Origin of the sequence: Acidiphilium sp. AL (assembly GCF_025499445.1) — a bacterium.
Lineage (GTDB): Bacteria > Pseudomonadota > Alphaproteobacteria > Acetobacterales > Acetobacteraceae > Acidiphilium > Acidiphilium iwatense.
Genome location: NZ_JAIMBZ010000028.1, coordinates 15487 through 30172 on the forward strand (window position 1 = coordinate 15487; position 14686 = coordinate 30172).

General features: G+C 65.2%; 13 protein-coding genes and 2 pseudogenes. 7 read left to right on the forward strand and 8 right to left on the reverse strand.

Annotated features, from left to right (window positions below; all coding sequences use genetic code 11):
- Window positions 1-97: 97 nt before the first annotated feature.
- Window positions 98-1835 (reverse strand): annotated as a pseudogene (locus AiwAL_RS14250) (IS1634 family transposase).
- Between AiwAL_RS14250 and AiwAL_RS14255 the strand changes: the two are divergent.
- A complete protein-coding gene (locus tag AiwAL_RS14255) occupies window positions 1812-2057 on the forward strand; it encodes a hypothetical protein (protein WP_262312903.1) in 246 nt (81 codons plus the stop codon). The pseudogene AiwAL_RS14250 and the gene AiwAL_RS14255 sit on opposite strands and share 24 nt — an antisense overlap.
- Before the next feature lie 28 nt (window positions 2058-2085).
- Here AiwAL_RS14255 and AiwAL_RS14260 read toward each other — a convergent pair.
- From AiwAL_RS14260 to AiwAL_RS14290, 7 genes and pseudogenes are all read right to left on the reverse strand, one after another.
- A pseudogene (locus AiwAL_RS14260) lies at window positions 2086-2220 on the reverse strand (YmdB family metallophosphoesterase); the annotation flags it as partial.
- Between the two features lie 76 nt (window positions 2221-2296).
- Complete coding sequence (locus AiwAL_RS14265; protein ID WP_262312897.1) at window positions 2297-2671, reverse strand: hypothetical protein; 375 nt, start codon at window positions 2669-2671, stop codon at window positions 2297-2299.
- The gene (locus tag AiwAL_RS14270; RefSeq protein ID WP_235705564.1) at window positions 2671-3282 is read right to left on the reverse strand and encodes a cytochrome c oxidase subunit 3; all 612 of its coding nucleotides are present in this window, start codon (window positions 3280-3282) and stop codon (window positions 2671-2673) included. Before AiwAL_RS14270 ends, AiwAL_RS14265 begins: the two co-directional genes overlap by 1 nt.
- Window positions 3279-5351 (reverse strand): cbb3-type cytochrome c oxidase subunit I, encoded by a 2073-nt coding sequence (locus AiwAL_RS14275; RefSeq protein ID WP_262312898.1) that lies wholly within the window; start codon window positions 5349-5351, stop codon window positions 3279-3281. The genes AiwAL_RS14270 and AiwAL_RS14275 overlap by 4 nt, the downstream gene beginning before the upstream one ends.
- A gap of 18 nt (window positions 5352-5369) precedes the next feature.
- The gene (locus AiwAL_RS14280) at window positions 5370-6311 is read right to left on the reverse strand and encodes a cytochrome c oxidase subunit II (RefSeq protein ID WP_235705566.1); all 942 of its coding nucleotides are present in this window, start codon (window positions 6309-6311) and stop codon (window positions 5370-5372) included.
- Between the two features lie 198 nt (window positions 6312-6509).
- Window positions 6510-6740: a hypothetical protein gene (locus AiwAL_RS14285; protein ID WP_235705567.1), complete on the reverse strand. Its 231-nt coding sequence runs from the start codon at window positions 6738-6740 to the stop codon at window positions 6510-6512.
- Window positions 6741-6811: 71 nt separating this feature from the next.
- The gene (locus AiwAL_RS14290) at window positions 6812-7246 is read right to left on the reverse strand and encodes a hypothetical protein (RefSeq protein ID WP_235705568.1); all 435 of its coding nucleotides are present in this window, start codon (window positions 7244-7246) and stop codon (window positions 6812-6814) included.
- A gap of 124 nt (window positions 7247-7370) precedes the next feature.
- Here AiwAL_RS14290 and AiwAL_RS14295 point away from each other — a divergent pair, with 124 nt between their 5' ends.
- Genes AiwAL_RS14295 through topA form a run of 6 tightly spaced genes read left to right on the forward strand, consistent with a single transcriptional unit; the run spans window position 7371 to window position 14669 of the window.
- The gene (locus AiwAL_RS14295) at window positions 7371-8036 is read left to right on the forward strand and encodes a helix-turn-helix transcriptional regulator (protein WP_235705569.1); all 666 of its coding nucleotides are present in this window, start codon (window positions 7371-7373) and stop codon (window positions 8034-8036) included.
- Window positions 8037-8080: 44 nt separating this feature from the next.
- On the forward strand, window positions 8081-9016 hold the full coding sequence (locus tag AiwAL_RS14300; protein WP_235705570.1) for an aspartate carbamoyltransferase catalytic subunit: 936 nt from the start codon (window positions 8081-8083) through the stop codon (window positions 9014-9016).
- On the forward strand, window positions 9009-10280 hold the full coding sequence (locus AiwAL_RS14305) for a dihydroorotase family protein (RefSeq protein ID WP_235705571.1): 1272 nt from the start codon (window positions 9009-9011) through the stop codon (window positions 10278-10280). The genes AiwAL_RS14300 and AiwAL_RS14305 overlap by 8 nt, the downstream gene beginning before the upstream one ends.
- Window positions 10277-10858 (forward strand): glycerol-3-phosphate 1-O-acyltransferase PlsY, encoded by a 582-nt coding sequence (gene plsY / locus AiwAL_RS14310; RefSeq protein WP_235705572.1) that lies wholly within the window; start codon window positions 10277-10279, stop codon window positions 10856-10858. The genes AiwAL_RS14305 and plsY overlap by 4 nt, the downstream gene beginning before the upstream one ends.
- Complete coding sequence (gene dprA, locus AiwAL_RS14315) at window positions 10855-11979, forward strand: DNA-processing protein DprA (RefSeq protein WP_262312899.1); 1125 nt, start codon at window positions 10855-10857, stop codon at window positions 11977-11979. Before plsY ends, dprA begins: the two co-directional genes overlap by 4 nt.
- Before the next feature lie 17 nt (window positions 11980-11996).
- Entirely contained in the window at window positions 11997-14669 is a 2673-nt protein-coding gene (topA, locus tag AiwAL_RS14320) for a type I DNA topoisomerase (RefSeq protein ID WP_235705574.1), read from the forward strand.
- Window positions 14670-14686: the final 17 nt, after the last annotated feature.

The window sequence follows — 14686 nt, forward strand, 5'->3', positions numbered from 1 at the left end:
TGCGCGACCTCACAGAAACCTTTAATCCGAAGTTTTCATTGGTCTGAACGAGAATCCCTTGGATTTATTGGCGGATTTTTTGATCTGCTTTTGACGTCTACTGGACACGCATGGGTTCGATCTCGAGGAGGTTGAACTCGAGGAGGTTGAAGGCCGCCGCCTGTAGTGTGGTTGGCGTGGCCAGGGTGGTGAAGGTCGCATGGGGCGCCGTGGACAGGGCGGCGGTGTTGAGAGTTTGGGTGGCCAGATGCGCCATCAGGTCGGCAAAGCTCGAGAGCGGCAGGTTTTCGTCGTTGCGGCGTCGCCCCCGCTTGCGCTTGGCGGCGGGTGAGATCGTGGCGGGGGCGACCGGGGAGGCGCGCTCGGCCTCGGCGGCCTGTGGATCGTGATCCTGAAACAGGATCGGCTTGAGGGCATCGCGCAGATGCCACTCGACGTAATAGGCGACCATGCAGAGGAAGACATGCGCGCGCACCCGCGGCGAGAGCCAGTGATGGACCGGGCGGATCGCGAGATCGACCGATTTCAGGGTCTGGAACGCCCGTTCCACCCGCGAAAGATCCTTGTAGGTCCGCACGGTGTCGGCATCGCTCATCGCCTCCGCGGCGACGCTAGTCCGGATGACGTAAATCCCATCGAGCGCCGCCTCGCGGGCGATACCGGCTTCGTTGCGCCGGAAGCTGAAGCGATCCGTGGTGATGGTGAGATCGAAATGCTTGGCCATCTTTCACCGCGCCCACCGCCAGCCCGATCTCGGCCTCGCCGCGCAACGGCGCGCGCTTGCGCGTCGTCGCCGCCACGATGCGGGTCAATTCCCGCTCGGTCGCGGTAAGCAACGCCTCGCGCTTGCGCCGGCGTTCCCCGGCCAGAGCCGCATTGCGGCAGGCGATCAGCCGTTCGCCGGGATAATCGGGCGACGTGATCGCGGCGATATCGCGCTCGTCGAACAGAGACATCTGCAGCGGCCCTTCGGCGAGGTCCTGGATCTGTACAGCGCGCAGGCAACTGATCCAGTCGAGACCAGCGGGTTTGATCGCCTCGCGGATGCGCGCCGTGGTGATCATGCCCCGATCGCCCACCAGCACAACGTGGTTCAGATGAAACCGCCGCTTGAGCTTCTCCACCTGGGCCGCGATCGTGCCGGGATCGGCGGTGTTGCCTTCGAACACCTCGACCGCGATCGGCCGACCTTCCCGATCGCACAGCAGACCATAGACGATCTGGAGCCGATCCGGCCGATGATCCCGGCCGTAGCCGTGCCGGGCAAGTTCGCAGCACCGGCCTTCGAGATAGGACGAGCTGACATCGTAGAGCACCAGCGTGCTCTCGCGCAGATGGCGCTTGGCAAACTGCCGTTCGATCCGCCCCTGCTGCGCGCCCAGCCAGTCCAGCGCCGCGTAGATCTCGCGCTCCTCGATCGCACCGAGACCGAGCACCTGGCCGAGGCTCGAGGTCGCCGTCTCCAGGTTTAGGCCACGCAACGTCGAGAGTTTCGACCCCGGCGAAATCACCCGGCTCGCGATCAATGCGAGTGCCAGATCCCGCTCACGCGAGACCGTTCGTCCCAGCAGGCGCGGGATCTCCAGCTTGCGCATCATTCTCAGCACCGCCGCCACGTGCCCGTGCGGCAGGGACCGCCGGATCTCGAGCGCTTGATCCGGGCCACCCACCACCGTGCCGCCGGCGAGTAAAGCGCGCAGACCGTCGATCAACTCGGGCGGCATCTGGCTCAGATTGGCGATCGTGCGCTTGTGGACCTTCCGCCCCTCACGGAAACTCTCCCGCAGCAGCACCGCCGACGCCGAGCGGCCATGCGGAACCACGTCGATGAACATGCCGCCAGGGAATCACAACTCGAGTCGCGCCGCAAGCCCAATGTATGGACACATCATTCAAATATAAAACCGCGCTATCCCAAGCCACCCAATGCGTTCAAGCAGTTTCAAAGTGAAAACTTCGGCTTAGACATGACCGAATCGGGCTTTTATGATTCGATGGCTGGCGCACGGGAGGAGTTCGCCATGTCACCGCGGATCCGCGCCGCCTCACTGCGCTGAACACCATCATAGATCGACGCCAATACCAGAAGCCGTGGGAGGCATTTTCGCCGTTCACCACCGCGAGGTCGATCGCCAGATCGCGCCGCAGTTTCGGCAGCGCCGCCGCCACCGACTCGCGCCCGGTCCGCCCAACCACGTCGCCCAGAACCAAGATCCGCATCGTTCACCCTCTCAAGCCGCCGATCCGGTAAGGGCTCGAAGGGGTTTGGGCAATGGCCCGATCGCGACGCCTGCCTCTACATCATCGAGCCGCTGCCCTGCACCGCCATGAAATGCAGCATGGTGCGCGGATACAGCGTGTGAAACATCCAGCCGGTCAGCCCGATCGACAGAACGAACAGCGGAATCACCAGGGCCAGCGAAACCGTTTTCCAGAGCTGGGTTTCCGACAGATCGAGCCGGAACAGCAACACGACCTGCGCCAGCAGGGCGAGCACCGCAAGCGCCGAAATCGCCGCCAGCAGGCCGAGATAAGGCAGAACCCGGCCCAGCGTGATGACCAGCGCGATCGCCATGAACACGGTGGAGGCGACAAATCCAGCGCCATAGGCCAGGATGCTCGCCTGTCGCACCTCGGGATGCAGCAGCGGATCGGTCGAATGAGCCGGCATCAGAACGCCCCCCTCAGATAGACGAATACGAACACGCAGACCCAGATCGACGCCTGGAACGTCCAGAACAGCCGCAGGGTGAGCAGCCGGGTGACCACCTCGGTGGTGAAACCCTTCAGCGCGACCTGCGCCATCATCACCGCGATCCACAACAGACCGAACAGCATGTGCAACCCGTGGACCGCGACCAGAACGAAGAACATCGACAGGAACCCGCTGCGCTCGGGCGTGATTCCCTGCCCGATCAGGCTGGCGAAATCGGCGATTTCCAGCCCGATGAACACCAGACCCAGCAGCGCCGCGGCGCCAAGCCCGAGCAGAACGCCAAGGCGACTCCCGGCCTTCAGCTTCACCATCGCGAGGCTGTAGGCCAACACGCTGGCAAACACCGCGAGCGTCTGCCAGAACGCATCGACCGGATGCGCGACCTGCCGCGCCGTGGCGCCGCCCGCCGCGTTGAACCTGTGGTCGAGCACCCCATAGGCCGCGAACAGCGCCGCGAAAATCAGCGCGTCGCTCATCATGTACAGCCAGAACCCGAAAGTTTTGTTGGCGATGGGATCGTGCTCCTCGCCGCCCGGCAGCCACAGGACAGGCTGCGCGCCGCTCACAGGAACGCCTCCGCCTCGGCGACCGGCGGACTGATGTGATCGGTCACGATTCCCACGCTCGACCCCGTCGTTTCCATGCTCCTGATCTGCTCCGCCGAAATCACATGCTCCGTTTCGGTCGCGAAAGACCGCAGGATCACCACCCCGATGACCGCGATCAGACTGAGGCCGGCCATCCACCAGATCCGCCAGACCATCCCGAAGCCGAAGCCGAACGCCAGCGCCCCGATCAGCGGCGGCGCGATGGTGTTTTTCGGTGTGGCGATCGGTTCGTAGTCCCGCGGAGCGACATCCGACAGACCCTGTCCGCGCCGCCATGCGGCTTCGTCAAGCGCATTGAAATGCGGCGTGGCCGCGAAATTATAGAACGGCACGGGCGACCGCGCGATCCATTCAGGCGACCGTCCGGTGCCCCAGGCATCGGCGCCCACCCGATTCTTCGCCCGGTCGCGGATGCTGACGTGGAGCATCCTGAAAAAGTAATAACAGGCGACGCAATAGAAAAACACCCCGATCTCCTCGACGATCAGCAGCGGCTTCCAGTGCGGGTCGGCGAGATAGTCGAGACGCCTTGTCATTCCCATGAAACCGAGCGCGAACATCGCGGCAAAGACCAGGAACGTGCCGAGCGAGAAGCAGGCAAAGACGCGCTTGCCGTTATGCTCGTCGAGCCGGAAGCCGAACACTTTCGGGAACCAGTAGGCGATCGCGCCGAAAATCGAGAACGCGACCACCAGGACCATGCAGTGGAAATGCGCCACCACAAACACGCTGTTATGGATGGTGTAATTGATCGGCGGAATCGCCAGCATCATGCCGGTCAAACCGCCGACCAGCAGCAGAAACACCGCGCCGACCGCCCAGAGCATCGGCGTGTCGAACCGCAGCCTGCCGCGATAGAGGGTAAATGCCCAGTTGAACACCTTCACGCCGGTCGGAATGCCGACCAGCATGGTCGCGACGCTGAAAAATCCGTTCACGTCCGGTCCCGCGCCCATGGTGAAAAAATGGTGCAGCCAGACCGACCAGGAAATCCCCGCGATCGCAAATGTCGCGGCGACCATGGTGATGTAACCGAACAGGGGCCGTTCGGAAAATGTCGGTATGATCTCTGAAATGATGCCGAATGCGGGAAGCACCAGAAAATAGACCTCGGGATGGCCCCAGATCCAGAACAGATCGGTAAACAGCATCAGATTGCCGCCAAGTCCGGCCGTGTAGAAATGGGTGCCCAGATAACGGTCGCAGCCAAGCAGCGCGAGCGCCACGCCGAGCACCGGAAACGCGGTCAGCCCGATGATGTTGGTGCTCAGCGCGGTCCAGGTGAAGATCGGCATACGGAACCAGGTCATGCCGGGGGCGCGCATTTTCACGATCGTCGCGATCAGGTTTACGGTTCCCAGCGTGGTGCCCACGCTGCCGATCTGAATCGCCCACATCCAGTAATCGACGCCGACGCCGGGACTGTAGGGAAGTTCGGTCAGCGGGATCAGCCCGATCCAGCCGGCATGGGAAAAATCGCCGATGAACAGCGAGGCCATCACCAGCCCGGCGCCGGCCGCGGTCAGCCACAGGCTCACCGCGTTCAGGTAGGGAAACGCCATGTCGCGCGCGCCGATCTGTAGCGGAACGATGAGGTTCATCAGCCCCACCAGGATCGGCGTGACCGCGAACAGAATCATGATCGTGCCGTGCGAGCTGTAGATCTGATCGAAATGATAGGGCGGCAGATACCCATGCAGCGCCTGCAGATGCCCCGGCGAATCGGGCCCGTCGGCCATCATCTGCTGGGTGCGGATCATCAGCGCGTCGATGAAGCCGCGAAACATCATCACCAGGCCGATGAGAATATACATCACGCCGATTTTCTTGTGATCGAGCGAGGTGATCCACTCGCGGATCAGATAGCCCCATTTGCGATAATAGGTGATGACGCCAAGGATCACGATCCCGGTGACGGCAGCGAACACAAAGGCGCCATCGACAATCCCGTTATGATAGAGAATCACCGAAAGCGTCAGCCGGCCGAGCCATGGTGTCCAGGAACCTTGAAGGTGAACAAGGGACACGTCGCGGTCTCTCCCAGCTTAATGGCGGTTGACGGCTTGCTCGAGATAGGGCGCATGGTGCCGCGCATTCTCCGCCATATGCGCGGTCAGATGCTCGGGTGTCGTATAGGTCTTGCCGTGCAGCGCGGCCGCCACGATTCGGCCGAACAGATGCGGCGCCACGGCCGGAAAGAATGCCGGCTTTTCATCGAGATTGATCGTCGGCCGCGCCAAGCGCTCGAACCGGGCGTAGGTCAGGTTCCCATGCTTCGCCTGAATCTTTGCCACGAAATCCCGGAACGCAGCGGCCGACACCACATGGGTGGGAAACCGCATCCACGAGAAACCCGCGCCGCTGAGATCGGCGGAAAATCCCTCATAGGTTCCGCGTCGCCTGACGCGGGTGATATCCTTGGTCCGCATCCCCGGCATCACGTCGATCATGCCGATCAACTGGGGAATGTAGAAATCGTTCACCACGCTGGTTGAGGTCAGGCGGAACCGGATATCGCGCCCGGCCGGGATCACCAAATCATCGACCATCGCGATGTGCTGTTTCGGATAGACGAACAGCCACTGCCAGTCGGTGGCGATGACATTGATGGTCAGCGCGCGTCGTCCCGCCGCCCGGTGCGCCAGGGCGCCGGGTTCATAGGGGTTGACCTCGAACGTGCCCTGCAAGGAGAAATAGGCGAGCAGAGCGACGATCGCGAGCGGAATCCCCCACATCGCGATTTCGAACGGAATCGAGCGCGACCAGGTTGCGTCATAGGCCGCATTGCGTGACCGGCGGTAGCGCCACATGAACAGGCAGATCGCCACCGTGGTCGGCAGAATGATGCACAGCACCACAACCACGTCGATGATGGTGAACCGCAGTTCCGCGCCGGAGATCGGCCCCGCCGGGTCGAACAGGGGAAATTGCCGGATCGAACAGCCGCCGAGCCCCAGCGGCGCCATCCAGCCAGCCCGTCGTGCCATCCATCGCGCCGCGCCGCGCCAGCGGCCTATCGATTCTCGCGAACGCAAAACCGAACTCTCCCTATGCCTGACCGCCGCCGGTCATGTGGGATGGTTACCGGCTTAATCAAACCCGAATCCCGGCATTCACGAAAGAGTTGGCAAGAAATCCATCCGATGGCGGCCGGCGCCGCCACCGGACATGGCCGAGGTTTCTGGTCAGAGCGCCGCGAGCACGAGGCTGTGGTTCTGGCGCGCGATCACGCCGATCCGCGCGCCGGCCTCGCCGGACGCCATCAGGATATCGCCGGGCGACAACAGATCACCGGCCTCGGCGAAGAAATCGCTCCGATCGAGCCCGGTCAGAGCCTCCTCGCCGGCACGATAGTGCCAGAAGGTGAAGCCGTTGGCGTAGGCGAGGACGGACAGGTTGCGCAGAGTGAAAGCCATGGGTCGGTCTCCTTGTTGGTGGGAAGGGGGAAATTCGAGGGTTTGATCGGATGGTCTCATGAGATTTATGACTATAATCCTATTTTTCGGCAAAAATTTTCGCGTCCCAGCGAATTCGGAACAATCTCGAAACCGGCAACGATGCCCAGCTCGCGCAGCACGTCCTCCAGTTCGGCGAGTGCGGCGCGCCATTGCCGCCAATCGTTGCGGTCGCCGCCGCGCCTCGGGTCGGGCGCACGGCCCCGATCGCCCCAGCGGCGCAGGATGCGGACGTGAACCAGATCGATCCGGCGCGCCCGGTAAAGCCGATCCAGCCGAAGCAGGATGGTTTCGGGCGTGCAGGGCATTGCCGGGTCGCGCGGCGCCGGCTGGCCTGCCCGGCGCGCCGCGAGGCACCCCGCCGCCCAGAGCCAGGCACGTTCCGCCGAGGCGAACGGCTTGATCTCGGGGCGAGCGGGAACCGTTTCCCCGGAACCGGCTTCCCTGGTCGTCATATCGAACGGCATGCGCGCCTCCAAAGTGAACAAAACATGAACATGTTAACCTGAGGTTGTGGTTCCCGCAAGAGAAAAACGGAGTTTTTTCCTATTTTCTCTTCCCAATTCCGATGAATCCGTTAAGATCAACGTCATGCGACACGATGATATCTGGCGCGCGATCGATACGCTGGCAGCCGAGCGGGGGCTCTCCACCTCCGGCCTTGCGCGCAGCGCCGGGCTCGATCCCACCAGTTTCAATCCCTCCAAGCGGCGCGCCGAAGACGGCAGGCTGCGCTGGCCCTCGACCGAGAGCATCGCGAAAATCCTCGCCGCGACAGGCGCCAGTTTCGACGCTTTCGCCGCCCTGGTGCGCGGCAGCCGAAGCTTGGCGCATTCCCGAATGGAGCGCGTGAAGCGCAGCACCATCCCGCTGATCGGCCTCGCCCAGGCCGGGCAGGACGGTTTTTTCGACGATGCCGGCTACCCTGCCGGTGCGGGTTGGGAGCAGATCGACCTGCCGAGCGCTAATGCCGGGTTGGCCGACGATCCGCTCGCCTATGGATTGACCATTCAAGGCGACTCGATGGAGCCGGTCTACCGCGCGGGCGATGTCATCATCGTCTCGCCGTCCGCTCCGGTCCGCGCCGGCGACCGGGTGGTGGCGCGCACCCGTTCCGGCGAGGTGATGGCCAAGCTGCTCGCCCGGCGCACGGCAAGGCGCATCGAACTGGCGAGTTTCAACCCCGACCACGCGATGCGCGCCTTCTCGCCGGGCGAGATCGCGGCGATCCACCGCATCGTCTGGGCCAGCCAGTAACGCGGGTCTTTGCGCCCGCATCGGCAGGTTGTATGGAGGCCGCCATGCGGATGCCGACGCGCCACCTCCTGGGAATCGAGTCGCTTCACCCGCGCGATATTTCCGCCCTTCTCGATCTTGCCGAGAGCTACGCCCTGCTCAACCGTTCGGGCAAAACCCGCCGCGACGTGCTGCGCGGCCGCACGCTGATCAATCTGTTCTTCGAGGACAGCACTCGCACCCGCACCAGCTTCGAACTGGCAGGAAAACGCCTCGGCGCCGACGTGATCAACATGTCGGTCTCGACCTCGTCGGTTTCCAAGGGCGAAACCCTGCTCGATACCGCCGCCACGCTGAACGCGATGAACTGCGATCTTCTGGTGGTGCGCCATAAATCCTCCGGCGCCCCTGCCCTGCTCGCCCAGAAAGTCGATGCCGCCGTAATCAACGCCGGCGACGGAATGCACGAACACCCGACCCAGGCGCTGCTCGACGCCCTGACCATCCGCCGCCACAAGGGCACGCTGGAGGGACTGACCGTGGCGATCTGCGGCGACATCGCCCATTCCCGCGTCGCACGCTCGAACATTCTGCTCCTGACCGCGATGGGCAGCACGGTCCGCGTGGTCGGGCCGCCGACGCTGATTCCGTCCGGCATCGAGCAGTTCGGGGTCACCATCCATCACGACATGGCGGACGGTTTGCGCGGCGCCGACATTGTCATGGCGCTGCGGCTGCAGACTGAGCGGATGAGCGGCGGGCTGATCCCGAGCGCGCGCGAATTCTTCACGTTTTACGGGCTGGATGCCGCCAAGCTCGCCCATGCCAGGCCCGATGCGCTGGTGATGCATCCCGGTCCGATGAACCGGGGCGTGGAAATCGACAGCCAGATCGCCGACCACGCCACCCGCTCCGTGATTCGCGAGCAGGTGGAAATGGGCGTCGCCGTGCGCATGGCGGTGCTCGACGTACTCGCCCGAACGGCGACCCCCAATGCGTGACACGCTGATCGCCGGCGCGCGCATTATCGATCCCGCATCGGGCCACGATCGGCTTGGCGACTTGCTGATCCGCGACGGCGTGGTGGCCGATTTCGGCGCCTCGCTTGATCGTCCCGACGGTGCGGACATCGTCACTGCCGAACATTGCATTCTCTGTCCCGGTCTCGTTGATACCCGTGCCTCGCTCGGCGAACCGGGGTTCGAATACCGCGAAACCATCGCCTCCGCCGCCGTGGCCGCGAATGCCTCCGGCATCACCACCATCGCCGTGCTGCCGGACAATGCGCCCGCGACCGACGATCCCGCACTGGTCCGGGCGATCGCCGCCGCGGGCGAGGCGACCGGGCGCATCACCCTCGCGCCCTATGGCGCCGCGACCCGCGCCTGCCGGGGCGAGGCCATCGCCGAATACGGGCTGCTGCGCCAAGCTGGCGCCATCGCCTTTACCGACGGCGCGCGGACGATCGGACCCGCCGCGCTGATGCGCCGTGCGCTTTCATATGCCCGCGGCTTTGGCGCGATGATCGTGCAGCACCCCGAGGAACCCTCGCTCGCCGACGGCGCCGCGACCGAGGGCGCCCGCGCGACTCTGATGGGCCTTCCCGGCATTCCCGTCTGCGCCGAGGCGATGCTGGTCGCGCGCGACATCGCCCTGGTCGAACTGACCGGCGGCGCCGTGCATTTCGCCCATGTCTCGACCGGCGCCGCGCTGGACCTGATCCGGCACGCGAAACAGCGCGGCCTTGCGGTGACGTGCGATACCGCGCCGCCCTATTTCGACCTCAACGAAACCGCGATCGGCGATTTCCGCACCTACGCCAAGCTTTCGCCGCCGCTGCGGATCGAAGCGGACCGGCTCGCCGTGGTGTCAGCGCTGGCCGACGGCACGATCGACGCCATCGCCTCCGATCATCAGCCACGCGACGCCGACGACAAGCGCCTGCCCTTCGCCGAAGCGGCACCCGGCGGCGCTGGGCTCGCGACACTGCTCGCGATCACCCTGGCCCAGGTCCATAGCGGCGCGCTTGGTCTCGGCACCGCGATTGCGCTGCTTACCGTCAGGCCAGCCGCGCTGTTCGGGCTCGATGCCGGGCGGATCGCCAAGGGCAAACCGGCCGATCTCTGTCTGTTCGCGCCCGACCGCTCCTGGCGCATCGAGGCCGGCAACCTGCCGGGCAAGGCGCAGAACACCCCATTCGACGGCCGCGCGATCGAGGGTGTGGTACTCGGCACCTGGAAAGCCGGCAGGCGGGTGTTCGGATGATCGTTTTGGGCTTCGCGCTGCTCGGCTACCTGCTCGGCTCGATCCCGTTCGGGCTGATCCTCACCCGCACCGCCGGGCTCGGCGACATCCGCAAGGTCGGCTCCGGCAATATCGGCGCGACCAACGTGCTGCGCACTGGGCACAAGGGTCTCGCCGCTCTCACCCTTCTGCTCGACGCCTTGAAGGGCGTGCTCGCCGTTCTCCTCACCCATAACGAGGGGCGCTGGATCGCGGTCGTCGCCGGCCTGTTCGCGGTCATCGGCCATCTCTACCCGGTCTGGCTGGGCTTCAAGGGCGGCAAGGGCGTTGCCGTCGGCCTCGGCGTCCTGCTTGCCGAAGCGTTTCCGGTCGGCCTGATCGCCTGTGCGGTCTGGCTCGCCGTGGCGTTCTGGAAACGAATGTCTTCCCTTGCCGCCCTCACTGCCTTCGCCACAGCGCCGATCATCGCCCTTCTGTTCGGCGATTGGCGGGTTGCGATTTTCGCCGTCCCGATCGCGATTCTGGTGTTTCATAAGCACCACGCCAATATCGAGCGCCTGCGCGCCGGCACCGAACCCCGGATCAAGCTCGGCTCGTGACCGATCGCCTCGCTCAACTCCGCCTGATCCGCACCGAGGGCGTGGGTCCGCAAACCTATCGCCGCCTGCTCGCCAGATTTGCGACACCTGAAGAAGCGCTTCAGGCGATACCTGCCCTCGCCCGCGCCGGCGGTCGTGCCAAACCACCCGCCATCCCGAGCGCCGGCGATGCCCGCCGTGAACTCGACCGCCACGCCAGGCTCGGCGCGCGATTGATCTTCCTCAACGACGCCGATTACCCGCCCTTGCTCGCTCTGCTGCCCGACGCGCCGCCGATGATCGCGGTCAAGGGCGATCCATTGCTCCTGCACAAGCCGATCGTCGCGGTGGTCGGGGCGCGCAACGCGTCGGCCAACGGGCGGCGCATCGCCGAAGATATCGCCGCCGAACTCGCCGCGTCCGGCCGGCCTATCGTCTCCGGCCTCGCGCGCGGGATCGACGGCGCGGCGCACGAGGCCGCCTTGCGCGCGGGCGCGACCATCGCGGCGATTCCCGGCGGCATGGACGTGGTCTATCCGCCGGAACACAAGGATTTGCAGGCTCGCATCGCCGAACGCGGCGCCGTCGTCGCCGAGGCGCCGCCAGGCACCGCCCCGCTCGCCCGGCATTTCCCGAAGCGCAACCGGATCATCGCCGGCCTGGCACTCGGTGTCGTGGTGATCGAAGCGGCGCTGCGTTCCGGCAGCCTGCTCACCGCCCGCTACGCGCTGGATTACGGTCGGGAATTGTTCGCGGTGCCCGGCTCGCCGCTCGATCCGCGCGCCCGCGGCGGCAACGATCTGATCCGCCAGGGCGCCCATCTCACCGAAACCGCCGCCGACGTGCTGCTCAACGTGCCCGACCAGCCGGGCGCGCTATTCGCCGGAGCCAGGATAACCCCCGCCCCGCCGGGCTTCGCCGAACCGCCCCGGCCAGCCAACGATCCCGAGCCGCAAGAGCTTCGCCTCGCCCGGCGCCAGGTCCCCGATCTGCTGTGCGCTGCCCCCCTGCCGGTTGACGAGATTGCCCGGCACTGCCAGTTCTCCGCCTCCGTCCTGGCAGCCGTCTTGACGGAACTGGAACTCGCCGGGCGGATTGAAGCCCTGCCGGGCAACAAAGTCGGGCTGCTTCTGGCCCCGTGATTGGAACGCGCGCTCTGATGAACGCCATCGTGGTTGTCGAATCGCCCGCCAAGGCAAAGACGATCAACAAATACCTGGGCGACGGGTTCACCGTGCTCGCCTCGTTCGGCCATGTCCGCGACCTGCCGGCCAAGGACGGCAGCGTGCGGCCGGACGAGGATTTCGCGATGTCCTGGGAAGAGGACGCGCGGGGCGACAAGCAGGTCGCCGCCATCGCCAAGGCGTTAAAAACGGCGGATACACTCTATCTCGCCACCGACCCGGACCGCGAAGGCGAGGCGATTTCCTGGCACGTCCGCGCCATGCTGGAATCGCGCCACATGCTCAAGGGCAAGACGGTCCGGCGCATCACCTTCAACGAAATCACCAAATCGGCGATCCAGGCAGCGATGCGCGCCCCCCGTGAGCTCGACACCCCGCTGATCGAAGCCTATCTCGCCCGCCGCGCGCTCGATTATCTGGTCGGTTTCACCCTCTCGCCGGTTCTCTGGCGCAAACTGCCAGGCAGCAGGAGTGCGGGGCGCGTGCAATCGGTAGCACTTCGCCTGATTTGCGAGCGCGAAGCCGAGATCGAGGTTTTCCGCGCTCGCGAATACTGGACCATCGAGGCCGGTTTCACCACGCCGGGCGGCGCACCGTTCCGCGCCAAGCTCACCCACCTGAATGGCAGAAAACTCGACCAGTTCGACCTGCCGGACCGCGACGCCGCCGAACGGGCCAGGGAAACCGTCGAGCGCGGCAGTTTCTCGGTCGCCTCGGTCGAGAAAAAGCGCACCCGCCGCAACCCGCCCCCGCCATTCACCACATCCACCCTTCAGCAGGAAGCCTCGCGCAAGCTGCATCTGACCGCCCAGCAGATCATGCGCACCGCCCAGCAACTCTACGAGGGCGTGGAAATCGGCGGCGAAACCGTCGGCCTCATCACCTATATGCGGACCGACGGCGTGCAAATGGCGCGCGAGGCGATCACCGCCGTGCGCGGCCAGATCAAATCGGCCTTCGGCCCCGACTATCTCCCCGCCGCGCCGCGCGAATACCAATCCAGGGCGAAAAACGCCCAGGAAGCCCATGAGGCGATCCGCCCCACCGATTTTTCCCTCTCGCCCGACCGCGCCGCCCGCTACCTCAACGCCGAACAATCCCGCCTCTACGACCTCATCTACAAACGCGCCCTTGCCTCGCAGATGCAATCGGCCGAACTGGATCAAACCAGTATCGACATCGCCGATGCCGCCGGCACCATCCTGCGCGCCACCGGCTCGGTGCTGGCGTTCGACGGGTTCCTGAAGCTCTATCGCGAGGATCTCGACGACGCGGCCGAGGACGAGGACAGCCGGTTGCTGCCGCCGATGGTCAAATCCGATCCGCTGACGCGCGGCGCGATCACCGCCGACCAGCACTTTACCCAGCCGCCGCCGCGCTATTCCGAAGCCTCGCTGGTCAAGAAAATGGAGGAACTCGGCATCGGCCGGCCTTCGACCTACGCCTCGATCCTGACCGTGCTGCGCGACCGCAATTACGTGCGGATGGACGCGCGCCGCTTCATCCCGGAAGATCGTGGCCGACTGGTCACCGCCTTCCTGGTGTCGTTCTTCGGCCGCTATGTCGATACCGGCTTCACCGCCGATCTTGAGGAAAAACTCGACGAAGTTTCCGACGGCAAACTCGACTGGCGCCAGGTGATGCGCGATTTCTGGGCGGATTTCTCCAATGCCGTCGATCAAACGAAAGACCTGAAAATCTCCGACGTCATCGAGGCGCTCGACGAGGAACTCGGCCCGCATTTCTTCCCCATCCGCGAGGATGGCGGCGATCCGCGCCTCTGCCAAGCCTGCGGCACCGGCAGGCTCGGCCTGAAGCTCGGCCGCTACGGCGCCTTCATCGGCTGCTCGAACTATCCCGAGTGCCAATATACCCGCAAACTCGCGATCAACGGTGCGGAAGACGAGTCCGACACGCTGCGCGACGGCATGAGGACGCTTGGCGAAGATCCATCCGGGATTCCGGTCACGCTGCGGCGCGGGCCTTACGGGCTCTATATCCAGCTCGGCGAACCCGACCCCGAGGACAAGAAGGCCAAACCGCGCCGCGCCGCCCTGCCAAAGGGCGTCAACGGGGAGAATCTGACGCTGGAACAGGCGCTCGGTCTGCTATCCCTGCCCCGCGTTATCGGCATGCACCCCGAAACCAGGCAGGAAATCCAGGCCGGCATCGGCCGCTTCGGCCCCTACGTGAAAATGGGGCCGATCTTCGCCTCGCTCGATCGCGACGACGACGTTCTCGCCGTCGGCCTCAACCGCGCCGTCATGGTTCTGGCGAAGAAGCAGGAAGGCATCCGCGATCTCGGCCCGCACCCGAAGGACGGCGCGCCGGTCATGGTACGAAAGGGCCGTTTCGGGCCCTACGCCCAGCACGGCAAAACCGTCGCCAACCTGCCGCGCGGCACCGAACTCGGCGAGATCACCCTGGACGAGGCGGTTTCGCTCCTCGCCGAAAAGGGCAAGACCCTGGCGCCGAAGGGCCGCAAGGGCGCGAAGGGCAAGCCGGCCGCGGCAGCGAAGCCCGCCGCCCCGCGCAAGCCGGCGGCGAAAGCGGCGCAGAGCAAGGCCGCGAAGTCAGCGCCGACGAAATCCGCGGCCGGAAAGGCGAAATCCTCCGCCTCCCGAACAAAGGCCAGGGCCCGATCCTGACGGAACGCCCACTCCGT